General features: G+C 43.8%; 17 protein-coding genes. 3 read left to right on the forward strand and 14 right to left on the reverse strand.

Translation table 11 applies throughout. From position 1 onward, the window contains the following. Positions 1-4: 4 nt before the first annotated feature. Genes HQN87_RS20560 through HQN87_RS20575 form a run of 4 tightly spaced genes read right to left on the reverse strand, consistent with a single transcriptional unit; the run spans position 5 to position 3,817 of the window. The gene (locus tag HQN87_RS20560) at positions 5-1,174 is read right to left on the reverse strand and encodes a radical SAM protein (RefSeq protein ID WP_173137152.1); all 1,170 of its coding nucleotides are present in this window, start codon (positions 1,172-1,174) and stop codon (positions 5-7) included. Further along, positions 1,143-2,282 carry a hypothetical protein gene (locus HQN87_RS20565; RefSeq protein WP_173137154.1) on the reverse strand — a complete coding sequence of 380 codons (1,140 nt, stop codon included), beginning with the start codon at positions 2,280-2,282 and terminating at the stop codon, positions 1,143-1,145. Before HQN87_RS20565 ends, HQN87_RS20560 begins: the two co-directional genes overlap by 32 nt. Then, positions 2,251-3,576 carry an ATP-grasp domain-containing protein gene (locus HQN87_RS20570; protein WP_173137156.1) on the reverse strand — a complete coding sequence of 442 codons (1,326 nt, stop codon included), beginning with the start codon at positions 3,574-3,576 and terminating at the stop codon, positions 2,251-2,253. Before HQN87_RS20570 ends, HQN87_RS20565 begins: the two co-directional genes overlap by 32 nt. Beyond that, positions 3,569-3,817 carry an acyl carrier protein gene (locus HQN87_RS20575; protein ID WP_173137158.1) on the reverse strand — a complete coding sequence of 83 codons (249 nt, stop codon included), beginning with the start codon at positions 3,815-3,817 and terminating at the stop codon, positions 3,569-3,571. The genes HQN87_RS20570 and HQN87_RS20575 overlap by 8 nt, the downstream gene beginning before the upstream one ends. Positions 3,818-3,874: 57 nt before the next feature. Between HQN87_RS20575 and HQN87_RS20580 the strand changes: the two genes are divergently transcribed. Continuing rightward, a complete protein-coding gene (locus HQN87_RS20580; protein ID WP_173137160.1) occupies positions 3,875-4,714 on the forward strand; it encodes a PIG-L deacetylase family protein in 840 nt (279 codons plus the stop codon). Between the two features lie 4 nt (positions 4,715-4,718). On the opposite strand, the gene HQN87_RS20585 is transcribed toward HQN87_RS20580, so the two are convergent. The 3 genes from HQN87_RS20585 to HQN87_RS20595 all read right to left on the reverse strand — a co-directional run bounded on the left by HQN87_RS20585 (position 4,719) and on the right by HQN87_RS20595 (position 6,948). Further along, complete coding sequence (locus tag HQN87_RS20585) at positions 4,719-4,994, reverse strand: hypothetical protein (RefSeq protein ID WP_173137162.1); 276 nt, start codon at positions 4,992-4,994, stop codon at positions 4,719-4,721. Between the two features lie 33 nt (positions 4,995-5,027). After that, on the reverse strand, positions 5,028-6,014 hold the full coding sequence (locus tag HQN87_RS20590) for a hypothetical protein (RefSeq protein WP_173137164.1): 987 nt from the start codon (positions 6,012-6,014) through the stop codon (positions 5,028-5,030). Positions 6,015-6,270: 256 nt separating this feature from the next. Next, positions 6,271-6,948, reverse strand: a complete 678-nt coding sequence (locus tag HQN87_RS20595) for a lactate utilization protein (protein WP_173137166.1) — start codon at positions 6,946-6,948, stop codon at positions 6,271-6,273. A gap of 113 nt (positions 6,949-7,061) precedes the next feature. Between HQN87_RS20595 and HQN87_RS20600 the strand changes: the two genes are divergently transcribed. Together HQN87_RS20600 and HQN87_RS20605 are read left to right on the forward strand one after the other, a co-directional pair. Continuing rightward, a complete protein-coding gene (locus HQN87_RS20600) occupies positions 7,062-7,721 on the forward strand; it encodes a Crp/Fnr family transcriptional regulator (protein WP_173137168.1) in 660 nt (219 codons plus the stop codon). A gap of 101 nt (positions 7,722-7,822) precedes the next feature. Then, positions 7,823-8,566, forward strand: coding sequence for a suppressor of fused domain protein (locus HQN87_RS20605; protein WP_173137170.1), 744 nt, complete (start codon positions 7,823-7,825; stop codon positions 8,564-8,566). A gap of 377 nt (positions 8,567-8,943) precedes the next feature. On the opposite strand, the gene HQN87_RS20610 is transcribed toward HQN87_RS20605, so the two are convergent. From HQN87_RS20610 to HQN87_RS20640, 7 genes are all read right to left on the reverse strand, one after another. After that, a complete protein-coding gene (locus tag HQN87_RS20610) occupies positions 8,944-9,423 on the reverse strand; it encodes a hypothetical protein (protein ID WP_173137172.1) in 480 nt (159 codons plus the stop codon). 178 nt (positions 9,424-9,601) lie between these two features. Further along, on the reverse strand, positions 9,602-10,657 hold the full coding sequence (locus HQN87_RS20615) for a hypothetical protein (protein WP_173137174.1): 1,056 nt from the start codon (positions 10,655-10,657) through the stop codon (positions 9,602-9,604). A gap of 509 nt (positions 10,658-11,166) precedes the next feature. Further along, positions 11,167-11,739, reverse strand: coding sequence for a snapalysin family zinc-dependent metalloprotease (locus HQN87_RS20620; RefSeq protein WP_173137176.1), 573 nt, complete (start codon positions 11,737-11,739; stop codon positions 11,167-11,169). Positions 11,740-11,768: 29 nt separating this feature from the next. Beyond that, entirely contained in the window at positions 11,769-12,401 is a 633-nt protein-coding gene (locus HQN87_RS20625; RefSeq protein WP_173137178.1) for a hypothetical protein, read from the reverse strand. Positions 12,402-13,197: 796 nt separating this feature from the next. Further along, positions 13,198-13,356 carry a hypothetical protein gene (locus tag HQN87_RS33050; protein ID WP_436836479.1) on the reverse strand — a complete coding sequence of 53 codons (159 nt, stop codon included), beginning with the start codon at positions 13,354-13,356 and terminating at the stop codon, positions 13,198-13,200. Positions 13,357-13,534: 178 nt separating this feature from the next. Beyond that, positions 13,535-13,669 (reverse strand): hypothetical protein, encoded by a 135-nt coding sequence (locus tag HQN87_RS32785; RefSeq protein WP_301953202.1) that lies wholly within the window; start codon positions 13,667-13,669, stop codon positions 13,535-13,537. A gap of 955 nt (positions 13,670-14,624) precedes the next feature. Continuing rightward, on the reverse strand, positions 14,625-15,374 hold the full coding sequence (locus tag HQN87_RS20640) for a class I SAM-dependent methyltransferase (RefSeq protein ID WP_173137180.1): 750 nt from the start codon (positions 15,372-15,374) through the stop codon (positions 14,625-14,627). Positions 15,375-15,379: the final 5 nt, after the last annotated feature.

Genomic DNA, 15,379 nt, shown 5'->3' on the forward strand with positions numbered 1-15,379 from the left:
GGAATTACCGTCCGTAGTGATATAGCAGTCCGCAGCGGGAACAGACCGGCATCAATCCGCAGGATAACCGCTCGCGGTGCTTGCCGTAATTTTCCCCGTGCCAAATCTCTTTAACGGGAGCTTCGCTTATGTTACCGACGGCAAACTCCGGAAAGAATTTGCACGGCGTCACATTCCCGCCGGGCAGCACATCCATCCGGGTGGAGATGGCGAGGCATTTCTTCCGCTTCATCCCTGTCATCTGAGCCCCGTTCACGAAATCGCCGATTTCATCAAGCTCCAAGGCCGGCATAAACCGTATCCGCTTCCTCCACGTATGCTCCGTGATCCGGCGGACCTCTTCCTTCAGCGGCTCCACGTTCTCCGGTGAAATGCGGTAGGTAAAGGAGTGCCAGCTACAGCTTCCGGGCTCTACCGGATTCAGCCAGCTGAACTCCTTCATGTACACATCATCCATCTCCGCTGCGGATGTGGAGGAAATATACCAGGGATAGACGAAATAGACAGAATCGACGCCCATATCCTCGAAATACTTCATGAAGGAAAACAGCTTTGGAATCATGGCATCGTTCATCGTCAGGCTAATCGAGACCTTGCCCTTAAAGATGCCCTTTCTCTGAAGCTCCAGCAGCAGCCGGACCGCCTGTAAGACCTTCCTATAGGTGCCTTTGCCCCTTATTGCATCATTCTCCGCTTCGAATCCTTCCAGGCTGGCAAGGACAACCAGCCCTTCACCCATCTTGAGCAGTGACTCCAGCTGCTGCTCCAGCAAAATAGCGTTCGTGCAAATCGTAACCGTGCGCTGATCCTGTTCGAGCAGGTCGGCCAGTAGTGAAAATTGACTGTAATAGAGCGGTTCGCCGCCCCATAGGTAGAGCTTGGATTTCTTCTCCCGGGTAAACGCCAGCAGCTTCTCTACAAGAGCAATATCAATTTCCTTCTTCTGGTCCTCCCTGGCCATATCCCGGTGGAAGCCGTCTTCGTTCCATTCGTAGCAATGCTTGCAGCGCAAATTACAGCCGTTGTTCAGCTTAATCCCGATATCCTCCGGAACGTCCATCGCATATCGGCTGTCCGCCTCCCGCATGCGGCTTGCGCGCGACATGTTCATAATCGTGCGTTTAAGATCGTTAAACACCTGCTCATCGAATTTCTGGGTTGTTTTGGGCTGCATCAAGGACACCTCCATAATTAATCGAATGATTTCTTGCCAGCATGAGGTTCTCATGTATGCGAATTAGCGAATCCATGGAATAACCTTCGGCCTTCCAATCCTCATACCATATCCCGAAGCCCTGCTTAATCCAGTAGGCCGCGTTGCTCGCCTCATGCCTTCCAAACGGCTCAAGAAAGACGAATGGAGTGGCGGCCGCCAAGGATTCCATCAAGGAATAACCTCCCGGCTTGCTGATAATCGCAGCAGAATGCCGAATGACATGGAATAGCGGCGGATAAGTCTGCTGATTCCGGTATTCTGGCGCTTGCCCGTACTCGATCCTGGCGAGCGGGGGGAACTGGAAGGAGCCGTCTTCGTTTTTTACCCAGGGGCTCCATTCGGGATCATTCATAAAATAATGAATTTGCTCGTGGGGCTTGATATCCTCACGGTAATAGGCAAGTACACTGAGCCATTTACCCGCCTGAAGCAGCTCCTGTACAGCTGACGGATAGGTCCCGATTCCCCATCCCCCTCCGTGCGCAATATACCGTTCTTCCCTCATGTGCAGCGGTACCGGAGTCTCATCGGTGATGGCAATCCGATAGGACATGCCCTTGCCCGCCGGGTCATAGAACCATATATGGTTGTACGAATCACTTATGTCCTCATATACCAAATAAGAAGGAGAGTGAATGGCGTCGAAATGGAGACAATCCACCTCCAGGCGGAGACCGCCGGTAAAAAGCTGATACTGCTGTATAATCGGAAGCCAGAAGCCGGTGGCGGTAACAAATCGGGTTTTTCCTTCCCGCTCCCAGCCTTCAAAGAGCTGCCGAAGCTTGATAGAATCCAGACAATCGGAAATATCACGGGCCAGCTCGGCCCCTTTTTTCGCTACGGTGAAGCTTTGATGAAAAGCTTTTTTGTAGGCTGGCACTCTTTGTTTAATGTGATCCAGGTACAGATCCTCCAGCACGCACACTTCCGTGGGTATGCCTCGACTGTTCAGTTGGCGGCTCAGCTGCATGACCGGTACATAAACGCCTAAAGAGTTGCCGGAGCCAAGCAGGGTGACCTGTCTAAAAGCTGCGCTAGCTATACCATTTTCCTCCTTTCGACTCAAAGCTGAACCTCATCTGCTCCAAATAACGTTCCCTTTCTTGCAAGTGATCAGCGATAATGGTCATATAGAGTCTGCCTTTGAACAAATTGCCGCTTGCGGAAGAGGACTTCCCGGGTCCGGGTACTCCTGCAAATAAAGTAGCGGAAGACAGCGGGAAAATTCCGTTTCCTTTCCGGTTCGGGTATAAAATGTCATGCTTCTTTAGCTCGTCAAGCCACCATTCATAATCGAACCGCTCTCCGAAGCCGACCGATCCGTAGGTGAAAAAGCCCTTTTTCCCGTTAGTCTGGAGCGTCTCATCCAAACGCTGATTAATGAATCCCATAGATTTCCGTGCATTAATCTCAACAATCGGTACCAGCGTTCCGTCTTTCAATACCATGGAATCGATGCATACCGGTCCAAAATATCCGTCCTTAAAGAGAGCGTTGGCAGCTTGTATCATCACATCGAAGTAGCCTGCTCTTTCGAGCTCCCTGCACTCCTCTTCCTCCATAGATTCGGAACCCAAGTAGGCAAACTGCTTGTTCAGCATTTTCTGTAAGCCGAGAAGGTGAAACGAACCGTTCCTCATGATGTTGAACTGGCAGGAGAAATCGCACTCCACTTCCATAAAAGGCTCGATTACAAAAGCGGTTCCTTTTCCTTCGCCTTCCTGCTTGCGGATATATGACGCCACTCGTTCCAGGCTGGGCTGCGACTTAAGCAGCATGTTGCCTTTTCCGGAAACTCCGAACGGATCTTTAATAAGGAAAGGTCCATGCTCCGCCAGCAGGCTATGCCCAAGAATCAATAACTTCTCTGCCGAGTAGACCGGCTGTCCAAAGCTTTTGCCAAGCAGTTTACAGGTTAACTGGGTAGAGTATATTTTCGAGTTGACCCGCTTTACCTTGTCTATCGCCGGCAGTTCGGTCTCATACTCATATTTGGCGATGACCTCGTGGGTATAAGGCACGACGGAGAAAGGGGACAAAATGTCAAATGCCCCGTATTGCTCATCACGCTGAGGATCGGATGCCATAGCCTCAAAAAGATTAGGCGCAGCTTCCGGCTCTTTCCAGACCAAATGCTCAAAGGAAAAACCAAGGCTGGTTAGATATGCCTTATGAGCATCCTCCATCGCAAAACGGGTTAACAGCCCGTCTCCGCTGCCGCAGAACGGAAACATAAGCTCATCCATCGCCATGACGATGCGTTCTCTTTCTTTATCGCGAACAGCGGGCAACAGCGCCAGTTTCTCATCTCTCCAGTGGGACTCCGCGTCATAGATTCCGGCAACCAGTGCTCTAGCCAATTTTTTTCTCCATGCCGTTCAGAAAATTGATGAAGCGTTCAACGGACAGCAGGTAGCTGTAATCCAAATCCTCGTACACAATCTCTACGCCGAAATGGTCCTCAACCTCCAGAATGAAATTGATCATCTGCAGTGAATCCAGGCCGACATCATTAATCAAATCGCTTTTTGGTGTAAGAGAGCTCCGGAAGCTTTCATCCTCTTTGACTTTTATAACAATTTCTGTAATAGTTTCAAACATATCTTCTCTTCCTTTCTATCTGGAATATAATTGTAATCAAAAACCCGGGAGGTACCCATGACACAACATTATTTATTTATTTCCGCCCATTTGGATGATGCTATCCTATCCTGCGGCGATTATATCCACGCGCTCATACAAAATAATTACCAGGTTACGATTGCTACAGTCTTTACAGGGATGGGAACGGATTTGTCTATGCTTGCCAGAATTCTGCACAAAAAATTCGGGCTGGGAATGGATACGATGGAAGTGCGCAGGCAAGAGGATATTCGTGCTGCTGAAGCACTCGGTGCAGCTGTGATTCACCTGAACCTGCTGGAATGCATTTACCGGAAAAATAAAGACGGCAGCCCTGTCTACAGCAAGCTGCAAAATCTGTTCGTGGCGGAATTGGGGTCTGAACATGAGGTGATAGAAGAGATCGTCTCCGTACTCTCAGAGCAAATCATAGTTGAAAATTTTGCGGGCATTTTTGTACCCCTTGGAATCGGAAGACATATTGATCACTGTCTCGTCCGGGAGTCCACCGAGCGGTACAGGCTTAGAGCCGGTACAGATGGGCAGATCCGTCTGATGTACTACGAAGACCTGCCATACCTATGCTTTAATCAAGATAAAACCTGGAGAACAGAGCTTGCCGCAGGACTGCATGAACAAAGGATCAAGCTGCAGCACTGGGACTTGAAAGCTAAAATAAACGCAGTCTTGAAGTACGGCTCGCAATTAAGCCTGCTTTGGCCATCCAGAACCAGCATGCTGAAGCAAATGGCAAAGCATGCAAGAGGCGTTGCTCCACAATCAAAGCTCCACGCTCCTGAGGGCAGCGATTATTTCTTTAAGGTTTACACGGCGGATGTCAATGAGCCGCTACCGCTGAGCGGGATCCGGACATAAGCCCCTACCCCTCTTCACCTTCGATGATGGCGGCCAGATCAGATACTTTCATTGAGCTTCTGTCAATCTGGCCCAGGAGTTCATCCGGCAGCGCAATCTCGTAGGAAGTCTCCAGCTCCACGACAAATTCAACGACTTGAATGGATTCCAGCCTGAGCCACACATCGCGAAGCAGTGTGTCTGCCGTAATGGTAACATCCGTAAAGGAAGATCCAGAGGAAGACGATATTTTTTGCTCGATGATTTGAATAATCTGCTGGGTTACACCTTGTTTAATCATGCTTCACCACTCCCTCCTTTCATAAATTAATAACTAGCTTATCACCAGATTCGATAATAAGATTTCAATTTGCTCTGCTTCTTTATTTCTATATTTTCTTATAATTGTAATAATTTTGTCGATAATTGACGATTCGTTTGTCTTCATGTATTTGATAAGCAAGTTTCTGCATAGCAGTGCATCATTTTCTATACTCTGGTAACCTTCCAGAAGATTGGTGCCCGGCTTCAAATATCCGTTCTGCTCCAGGAAGGGAATTCGGCGGAGCATCAGCGCTTTATGATCGCAAAGCACGTGAAACGGCCGGTAATCCGCCTCCGCCTCCTTATCTTGAATCTTTAAAAGATTCTCGATTAGCTTCGAATAGATTTCCAGTCCATATACGCAAGGATTCATCCGGTAAGTCATTTCCCTGCTCTTCTCAAAGTGGTTATGCCCTGTTAAAAAACCCTCCAGCTGCGCCGCCACATTCGATATATTAAAATCATAGCCCAGTGAGTCATTGAAGCTGATTAACGATACGCCGCCTTTACCGGAGAACAGCCAATCCTCGTCCCCTTCAATCGCATAGTACGCCTTCTTGAGCTGCCCGAACGAAACCTCCGCGAACGAATATTTCCCCGTAAACGTAAAATCAGCAGCATGGAACACTTGACGCTCCTGATCATACCCATAGATAAACAAATCATGCGGCAACCGATCATGCCCCTGTACAAAATAAGCGTGATCGAATACGGCGTAAATGTAATTGTTCAGATTGATGCAGTCTACGAAGAAGGAGCAAATATCCTCATTGAAATAACGAACCGTTTCCCGCTTCAAATGCTGATGAAACAGCCAGGGGCAGAATTCGAATGTAGGCGTCCGGTAAAAATCCACATAGCTGCTCCAGTCTGGACTAGAGGTGAGCTGAAGCTGAATAAAGTGATTCATCATCCAAGGTTCTGTTTCCGGATAATTGGCTAATACGGCGAACGAATTCGCCTGCCATTGCCATGAAGTAATGATCGGGTGTTGCATCGGTAAAATTTTTAAGTTGCTCATCTTAACCCCTCTTTTCATTCATAATTTGTACTCTCCATTTAATTAATTTGCAGATAAATACTATTTATTACATCATATAGTAATTCAAGAATGTGGATTTAATATACAACTTTCATACAATAGTTTCCAGTGAAAGGTTCCTTGAAACTGAAAAACCCGCGCTGGGCGCGGGCTCATATGAGACTATGTCGTTTGATATGCCGTTTGGCAGCAATGAAACTATAATCCTTTTTCAAAATCCCAAAGATTCACCAACGAGGATAACCTTTATTCTCCCTGCCGGTTTACACATTCTTGTCTGGACAATGTAAGAACAGATACAATCCTCTGTTTTACAATCTCCGCAAGCACCGTTGACCAGGCAGGGCGTTTTTTGCGGCGAATGTAACAAGGGGCTTGACGAACACGAACAGCGGTATACATTAATGGGGGCCGCATATGTTCTGGCTCTTATAACGGCGTCTTCAGCAGTCTTGCAGACCTTATTCATCCCAACGATAGCAATAACACTTTTCGGTCCAAAGGTAATCGCCGCTGTTCGATTGCCCACACTATCTATATTGACCAATATGCCATCTTCGCTAACAGCGTTAAAGCTCGTTAAATAGGTGTCGCACAACAGAGCTTGGCGCATGAGGTCATAACGTTCCTCCATGGTTTGCGCTGTATCCCGATCAGTGATCCTATAGCTGCCTTGACGTACTCGATTGAGAAGCCCGGTTTCCTCAAGCGTGACTGACCCGCCCCATGATACCGAAGAATGTTCTGGAATAAATGATAGTGCCTGTTCTACAGCTTCTATGGCGTTATCACAGTAATAAGCCTCAAACCTTCTGCTTTGCAGATTTTTAATAACCTTTGAGGCTAAAAGCCGATTTCTCGCTTTTATTGAATTTTCTTTCACTTGCATGGTTGTTCCTCCATTCTATCGCTGGAAAAGGTGATTAAACTCCCTGTGTATTTATGATTACTATAGTAAAGTAGAAAGAAAAAGGATGTTGCACATGCAACGAATCACCTCTTATGAACAACTTTGATTCTCTATGTCGATCGCGTTTATTTTCAGGGATTTCCCCAAATGATATTCCCCAAATGCTTGAATGTCTGTCCGCCACACGGAAAGAATATGCCAAAGATGAGATGGTTGTCCGTGAGGGCGATGTAGTGGATGATGTCGGTATCATATTGCAGGGTAGCGCTCAAAGTACGAAATTGAGCGTCACGGGGAAAAAAATTATTGTATCTCTCCATGATCCGGGTGGATATACCGCAGTTTTAACAGCGGCCAGCCGTGGAAGAAGATGTCCTATGTCCGTACAGGCAATAGAACCGCTTGAAGTTCTGTTTATTCCTATCCAAAGCATATTGAGCCGTTGTACGAAGTGGTGTATGGCACACCAACAATTACTTGGCAATCTTTTTGATAGTATCGCAGAACGGGCGTTAGAGCTGCATGACCGGAATGATTGTCTGATTATGCCTACTATTCGGGATAAGGTCTTAACTTATTTAACAAGAGTTATGCGTGAAGCGGGAACAGAAACGTTTACTATTCCTTTTGACAGAGAAGCGATGGCCGAGTATTTAGATGTAGACCGAAGTGCTTTGTCCAGAGAGCTTGCATGGATGAAGCGGGACGGCTTGATTGACTTTTACAGAAACGAATTTAAGCTTTTTGCATAGATATCCAAGGTAATTCGATTCGATAGACCCATCGCTCCGGGATATGTCTTTTGTTATACTTCCAAGTGTAATTCATAAACCGCACAGAGGAGCGCAAAGACATGAACTTTTTCAAAAAATGGTTTGGCGGCAAAGAAATGGGCAACTCGGAAGACGGCACTACAATTTACGGCTATGACGCTCCGGATGAGCAGCAGCTTACGCCTCCCTCCGACATTTTGTACATGGAAGAATTAAACGAACATTTTAATAAAGTCTTTCCAAACCGGGAAACCGGCGTATTCCATGAATTGATTTCAGACATCGTACATATTGATGTGAACATTATGGAAGCTACACCTGATGAGCCTTACCGAGTGCTGTACACCAACGGGATGAGCGATTTGCCGATGACACTCCCACAGGAGATCCGTAAAGAGTACAAGCATCTTGAGCGCTCGGAGCTGATGATGTTTTTGCCGGCGGACTGGCCGCTTACGCAGAAGGATTTTGAAGCAGAGGAGAACTACTGGCCGATCCGGCTGATGAAGATGCTTGCCCGCTTCCCGCATATGTATCAGACATGGCTTGGATACGGCCATACGATCCCCAATACGGAGGATTACGAGCCATATGCGCTAAACACTGAGCTGTCTGGCGTGATCCTGTTCGCTCTGCCGGAAGAGGTCAGCACCGTCCATACGACAGATGGCAATCAGGTTCAGGTGTATTTCCTGGTTCCGCTCTACCGGGAGGAAATGGAATTCAAATTGGAGTCCGGTATGGATGAACTCATTGACAAGCTGTCCGGGCTTCCCGGTGATTTCCTCGTTCTGAATCCGAACAGACCTAATGCTTGTAAATAACTGCCCGGATTAACATAACTCCTTTGATCAGCTCTTCTACGCGCTTGGTTTAGTTTTAGATGGTTATCTAATCGGTAAATAATACCATGTTAATATCCAATATCCGCAATGGGACCAAGTTCTTATCTTGGAAAAGGACAAGAACTTGGTCCGTTAAAACAGAAAACCCACGCTGGGCACGAATTCTAATGGGATTATATTCTTGTCCATCGACAATAGTACAATGACACTAGTTATTCTTGATTACGCCTGAAGACAATGAAACCCCTGCCAGTAAAATTACTTGCGGGGGTTTCTCTATTATTATTCGATCGTTTCAAATATTTTGCCTGTCTTGCAGTTTATAGTTAGTGTAATTTTGTGACCAGTTAGTTTTTCTATTGCATTTGACCGGTGCTTGTGAAAGCTTGATTATCCCAAAGTCTGATCTTTTGAATCTTCCCAGTAATTACATTCATTTCTATATTATAAACAAACACTTTGTCTTTAGGAGGATTTGGCGCTTTCTTAATAACATCGTCAATTTCTGAATCATATAAATAGTTTATGTTAGAACTACTCAACGTCTCTTCTGATTTCTGGTTAAAACGTGCTTTTACTTCTTTGTTCGGCAAACCTATATAAAGTCCACGATGCGTCTGGTAAACCATCTCAGAATCTGGTAATAAACTTATAACTACAATATATTCGTTCCGATATAAAATTTCAATTCCTGAATTATATGTACTGTCAATCCTAAACTCATTGTTATTTTCTAGCAAAGGGTGACCTAATATTCTTTCAACATCTGTTCGACTCATTTTTAAAGCGAAATATTCATTAGTATTTCCAATTTTCTCAACAGAAAAATCCTTCATTTAAATCGGAGTAACTTCTCTTTCAGGAGAAGTAGAACTCTTTTCATCATTCTTGAGAACTACATCCGAAACTAGCAATATTCAATAAAAGTTGTTAGTAAAATCTGCTTGTATTTCATGTTATAAGTCTTCTCTATTCAGTTAATTTACATAGTAGTGTTCTAATTATTATAAAATTTTAGTGATTTTGTTGGGGTCTGGTGTCATCTATATATTCTTTTACCGATTTTGACCGAACTAATCTTGAGTTGACTTCTTCAAGTATTTTTATGGCTTCTGCAAGTTTCAAGGAATTTTTTTTATTGAGAAATTCAGATAGGTTCACTTTAATAATGTTTTTGATTTCTTTTAGTTCAGGATCCTTCTTATTTCTTTTGCAGTACTTCCATAAACCAATGAAATCGATCTGTAACTTACTCACTTTAAGTGCTGAGTTGTTTCTTTTCCTAAGACCTACCAGTGCTAAATTTACTGAATAATATATATTTCTTATCTTCTTAGATTCTATTTTATTCTTACGATCTTGATAATACTGTCCAATAGTATCAAAGATAATATATGATAAAAATGCTTCCTTTATTGTTGGGAGAAAAATGTTCATTGTTTTCGAGTAATCATCGTAAACAACTTCCTGATTAATCATATTGCCGAACCAAGACATGAACGGATAAAATAAATTGCCAAATAAACCAGATGTAAATAAAGTTAAATTCGAGAATACATACACTCCTCCGGCAATCCAATACAAACCAATCCTAAATTTAAATTTAATATACAATGTAAAAATAAATATAAGAGCTACGAAGTAAAACGATCCACTTAAGATAGTGGAATCTAAATTCGATAGTTGTTTCATGTAAAATATAACATTAGATATATCCAAGTGTTTATTTTTCAAATAACTCATGAATGCCTCATTCTTCACTAATTCTTTGTTGAGTAAATCTTCATCTGATAACAGTTCTGAAAACAGCTGTTGTTTATTAGAGGGAACCTCCTTGTTCTGTAAATCTAGAATCGTTTTTAAAGTGCTAAGTACTTTCGTTTGAGCATCGACTTTCTCCGAAAAGTATATATCCTCTGCAAATTTATCTTTAGTAGCATATCTGTAATATATTCCAGTATCAACGTAATTAATTACTTTGAAGAAAAACAAATACGAAAAAAGACATGCAGGAATATAGAGCACTGCCAGCAAAACTATAACAAATAGCAATTTTGTAGATCTGTCCATGTAACTTCTCCAACTCACATTCTTCAAAAGTGTATTTTTTTACTATTGTACTTGCCCATAGCATAATTTTGATTTTTTTATATTCGATGATAAACGTTTGACCATAATAGATCTCTTTCATTAAAATGTTTCTTAGTATATATCGGTCAGTTCCTATTCTTGATGAATATATTCCTCTTGAAATATTAAGAACACAACGCTGAATTTCATTCTTTGTAAAATCTAGACTAAGCTATATAAAATCATTTATTGTATGGAGGCTTTAACTACAAATGCTTTATATTTTGGTTATTCACCTAATGGAAAATCGAACCATGTTCTTGTCCACCGCGACTTAAATGTTTTTGTTTCAAATTTTTTCGACGCTTGTGTTTGGAGAAGACAGCCAACCGGAACAAAAAGCACCGACCCGGTTTGGGGCATCGGCGCTTTTCTCCGTATCCATGTACAAATTATCCACTCCACTTGCCAACGCTGTCATACGGCATGAGATCTTGAAAATTAGACTTTTAGTGCCGTGTCGCTTCTTGTGCACCGGTTATGTCTTTACTAGTAGGGGCTGTTACAGCCGGGTAGTTGCTATAACCGTACATTAACTGACTATAATTTGGCGAAGTGTAGAGATCATTAAGGCCAATGGCATGACCCAGTTCGTGTGCCATAACAGCCGCATTCTCTCCTGCCGACATATAATCCATTTGAGAACTATTCATTCGAATGTACCATTGGGTTAAATGCCCTGAACTATTGGATGACCAATTATGAAATGTAGCAATGCTAGAAGTATTAGGGTCAGAGTATTTAAAAATGTTCCCATTTGTAGTTACCGAGAATGTTCTGCTAATTGAAACCGTTCCAGACCACTTTGATGCCCCATTTGAAACATAGGAAGCGTAAGTGGAGTCCATACCACTACCAATATAATAAGAGAAAGAATTAGTAGCTTGATGGTTGCTGCAATCCACCGACCATCCGAACAACTCGCTTCCACTATTACAAGCCGTCCCAAATGGATGGGCAGACACAGTTGGTGGCACCATTAATGCAAAAACCAATACGGTGAAAATGAGTAGTTTTTTCAAAATGAACCTCTCCCTGTTCTATGTTTAGGCTAATTGTTAAGAATTTTCTCAACTTTGTCCTTAAACTGCTGTTCATTGACTATTTGGACCTCTTTAGAATCCATCTTATTCTCATTGTCTTTCAGAAAATTTTTTGTTAATTCTTTGTCTTCGATATCTTCTAGTTGTTTATCGTAGTAAGACAGCTTCAGTAGCTTACCTGTGCCGGAGTCCTTATACATACCGGTTTCTTCTCCTAAAATCCAATAGGTATTCGGTTCATCAATGCCAATTGCCTTCTTCAGGAAAAGTACATAACGCTCATTTTCTAAAAACAAATCATTTTGGTTAAACTTCCACTCGCTATTACCTTGTTGGAGGATATGGATTTGATCAGCATTTAGCGACGGATCGGCTTTAAGCTCATCAAGAATCTTTGCCTGGAAAAGGGTTTTTGGTGAAGGCTCGGATAGTTCCCTTGTCTTTTTCTCAACTTCAACCTTAACAACTAAATCAGAGTTTTCAAGGGCATCTTCAAAATTAAATACCTGAAGTTTCGCATGAATTGCTTTTTGAACGGGTTGTTTCGGTTCTGCTTTCGCGTTCCCATATATGACTACGCCGAATGCAATAGACAGGGCTAAAACACCGCTTACACCTAATAATACAAACTTACGTTTCATGTTTGTCCTCCTTAAAAATTTAAATGTAGAAGTTAGGGCTTCTACTGTCCCCTTCATGCTTGTATATATGCACAAAGGTGATGTTTTGTGCTAGCCCTGATGTGGATATGAGCAATATCCGATCTGGCTTCTACCGTTTTCGTACACCTGCGTGGAAGGCTCGCTCATCAGATAAATAAAGTTTTTTCATCCCTCCAATCCTATCAACTAAAGATAGAATACCATAGTGCATACTAAAGATACCAATAATATCCTATTATGTAGAAAAAACAATTACTATGTCCTAAATATTGTTATATTTTATGACTAAATACCCATTTTATACTTTTTATTGATTTAGGATATGTATCAGTCGGTTTTCGGAACGCATGCCCCATCAGATAAATCATATATGTGTCCCATTATACTTAAAACCTTAGAATAGAATGAATTTTGTACATATATAATTGTTAAGTATATTGCAGTAAAGTAACTGTTCTGGCCATCCCCATACGTTTATTCTTGTCTCTCTTTTACGGTTTTACGAACAGTCCCTAACGTATCAACGAAAGCAAAGGAAGCAATCAAACATACCGCAGGAATCCCTAGCTTTTCTGCAAGAATAGTCCCTCCCCAGCCCATCAGCGAATCAAAAATCAAATAATCGAACTTTGATTGCCGGTCACTCGAAACACCTCGGGTATAATCCTCTGAATGATACCGCCTACCATCATATAAATAAGCTGATAAGGATGATTGTACTCCTACGCTTTCAACACGGGATCATGAGAAAAGGCATCTTGCGGAAATGGATAGGTTAGAGTAGGGCTCCGGTTTGTTCAATTCGGGAACGATTCTCCTCCGCGCATACATAGACAACTTCCTCTCCGTTGTCAATCAATTGGGTAACTAATCCTAACGACGGATTCACATGGCCTTCAGCCGGAGTAATGACCACCACTAACACACGTGCCATTCTATCTACCTCCCAGCGAAATTTTTCCTCCGCTCCTCGTGATCGTGATGTATTTAGCTACGTGATGGTCATGCGTTATATGGGAAGGTTCTCTTTCGACTGGCTGATCGGATGAGTTCTTGATGAACGAGTTCGGTGATTCGTAAAGATACCAAGAAACTTAATAGACCCATAGTAATTAGAGTGTTAGTACCATCACCACTCCTGTCGATATGCCCCACTGTAAAGTCTCGGACAAGGCGATTAGAGCGCCGCTCACTCCTATACTTATACCCATATAGAAGGAATCCACAAATTGCAGATTCGAAGACATTTCTCCCTCTTTCCCGGGCGCCGCATGTTGTAGAGCAATGGCTGCAGTCGTAGGATTAGCCATTCCAACACCGAGCCGGTAATCATTTGCGAGAGCAGGATGAGTATATTTCCGCCTTCCGACAGCATAAGGGCCAGGATCACAAGTAAAGTCTCAGCGATCATTATCCCGATACCTACCATAACTCTGTGCTTTCGGCCACGACCTTGATCTCGTACATCAAGCTTCGCCTGCAACCACGCTGCGGCGGACCAACTCAGAGAACCTGCTTCGACAATGAGGCCGGCAAATCTGCTGATAACCCCTTTACTTCGGTTAGTGCCAAAATCACAAAACTCTCCATTTAACAAGCTACATACATACTCTGGAAACCAATGTAGCAGGCAATCCTTTTTCATCACAAAAGTGCCCTTAGGCAGAAAGAAGTATCCGCATTGGTGGGATCATGACGAATAAACCACCCATAGTCAGTACTATTCCTGTCCCATCGGTAATCACATACCGAGTCCTGTGAGTAATAGCCCCGTTCCTATTGCAAGCAGGATCGCATGAAGAGTCTTCGAGTCTGCTTTTGGGGATGGACCCGTTAGTACTTGCCGAAGTTGCAGTTCACGGAAAGAGCGGAATGTGAGACTCAGTGCCAATCAAATCAGGTGTACAACCATCCAGAAAACAAATCGCCATGACATATAGGAGGCAATAAGGGCTGCCAGGTAAGGTCCTATTAAGGAAGGCAGGACAAATGCCATGGAGAATGCCGCTAAAATTCGAGTACGCAGAGCATCCGAATAATGCAACGTTACACAGGTATAAATACATTTTACTTTGTAGATATGAATGTTTAAAAAGTGAGATTGACGAAAAGAGTTTTTTACCCTAACAAAAAAACCGCCAAAGGCGGTTTTAAAGATGTCACTATGCTCAAAAGTTCATATTGAACGAGGGGGAGGCATTCTCATTTCTCCGCGCAAATCATAAACATCGGTGTGGACCGATACAAGACTTGGTGCTTCTCGTCCATTACTTTGGCATTGAGATCCTCTTCAGTGTAGACAGTGGAGAAGCCCTCCTCATGGAGCGACCGTACATCCCACTCCGGGCGCCACTCTCTGGTCAGCGGCAATGCCAGGCTCAGACGGTCGGTCTCCTCGATATCGTTATGATGCGGAAGCTCACCAAAGCCTTTCTCTACGTAAGCCCGTTGATCCTCTGCATGCTTCTGCCGCATGTCTTCGTCCCATAGATGGCGGTTCCAGTTGGCATCGAAGATCAGCAGCCGCCCTCCCGGCTTGAGAACTCTTCTCCATTCCTTATAGGCTGACTTCGGATCGGCAAGGCTCCAGGTGACATTACGGCATACGATCAGATCGAAGCTCTCCGCAGCGAAGTCCAGTTTGTGCGAGTCCATCTTGCGGAAAGTAACGTTGACTCCCTCCCGGTCGGAGTGGGCGCGCGCTTCTTCCAGCATATTGTCTGTGCAATCAATCGCAGTGACCAAATGTCCCGCGCTTGAGAGAATTACCGAGAAGAAGCCCGGGCCGCAGCCAATATCAAGAACATGCAGGTTCTCCTGCTTCGGGGCATTGTCCAAAATAAGCTTCAGCCAGGCTTCCCGCTGGAAACCGTTCAGCTCCTGTTGAATGCCTTCACTGTAAAGCTCTGCTTCGCCTTCCCAATACTGTTCAACCTCTTGTTGTATACTCATTGGTC

The organism is Paenibacillus tritici, assembly GCF_013204885.1.
Taxonomy (GTDB): domain Bacteria; phylum Bacillota; class Bacilli; order Paenibacillales; family Paenibacillaceae; genus Paenibacillus_AQ; species Paenibacillus_AQ tritici.

Coding starts and splice junctions, on each gene's coding strand:
- HQN87_RS20600 (WP_173137168.1), top strand. CDS start 7,062: ATGAACAACTTTGATTCTCTATGTCGATCGCGTTTATTTTCAGGGATT.
- HQN87_RS20560 (WP_173137152.1), bottom strand. CDS start 1,174: ATGCAGCCCAAAACAACCCAGAAATTCGATGAGCAGGTGTTTAACGAT.
- HQN87_RS20585 (WP_173137162.1), bottom strand. CDS start 4,994: ATGATTAAACAAGGTGTAACCCAGCAGATTATTCAAATCATCGAGCAA.
- HQN87_RS20590 (WP_173137164.1), bottom strand. CDS start 6,014: ATGCAACACCCGATCATTACTTCATGGCAATGGCAGGCGAATTCGTTC.
- HQN87_RS20580 (WP_173137160.1), top strand. CDS start 3,875: ATGACACAACATTATTTATTTATTTCCGCCCATTTGGATGATGCTATC.
- HQN87_RS20625 (WP_173137178.1), bottom strand. CDS start 12,401: ATGAAACGTAAGTTTGTATTATTAGGTGTAAGCGGTGTTTTAGCCCTG.
- HQN87_RS33050 (WP_436836479.1), bottom strand. CDS start 13,356: ATGGCACGTGTGTTAGTGGTGGTCATTACTCCGGCTGAAGGCCATGTG.
- HQN87_RS20575 (WP_173137158.1), bottom strand. CDS start 3,817: ATGTTTGAAACTATTACAGAAATTGTTATAAAAGTCAAAGAGGATGAA.
- HQN87_RS32785 (WP_301953202.1), bottom strand. CDS start 13,669: ATGTCTTCGAATCTGCAATTTGTGGATTCCTTCTATATGGGTATAAGT.
- HQN87_RS20605 (WP_173137170.1), top strand. CDS start 7,823: ATGAACTTTTTCAAAAAATGGTTTGGCGGCAAAGAAATGGGCAACTCG.
- HQN87_RS20595 (WP_173137166.1), bottom strand. CDS start 6,948: ATGCAAGTGAAAGAAAATTCAATAAAAGCGAGAAATCGGCTTTTAGCC.
- HQN87_RS20615 (WP_173137174.1), bottom strand. CDS start 10,657: ATGGACAGATCTACAAAATTGCTATTTGTTATAGTTTTGCTGGCAGTG.
- HQN87_RS20610 (WP_173137172.1), bottom strand. CDS start 9,423: ATGAAGGATTTTTCTGTTGAGAAAATTGGAAATACTAATGAATATTTC.
- HQN87_RS20640 (WP_173137180.1), bottom strand. CDS start 15,374: ATGAGTATACAACAAGAGGTTGAACAGTATTGGGAAGGCGAAGCAGAG.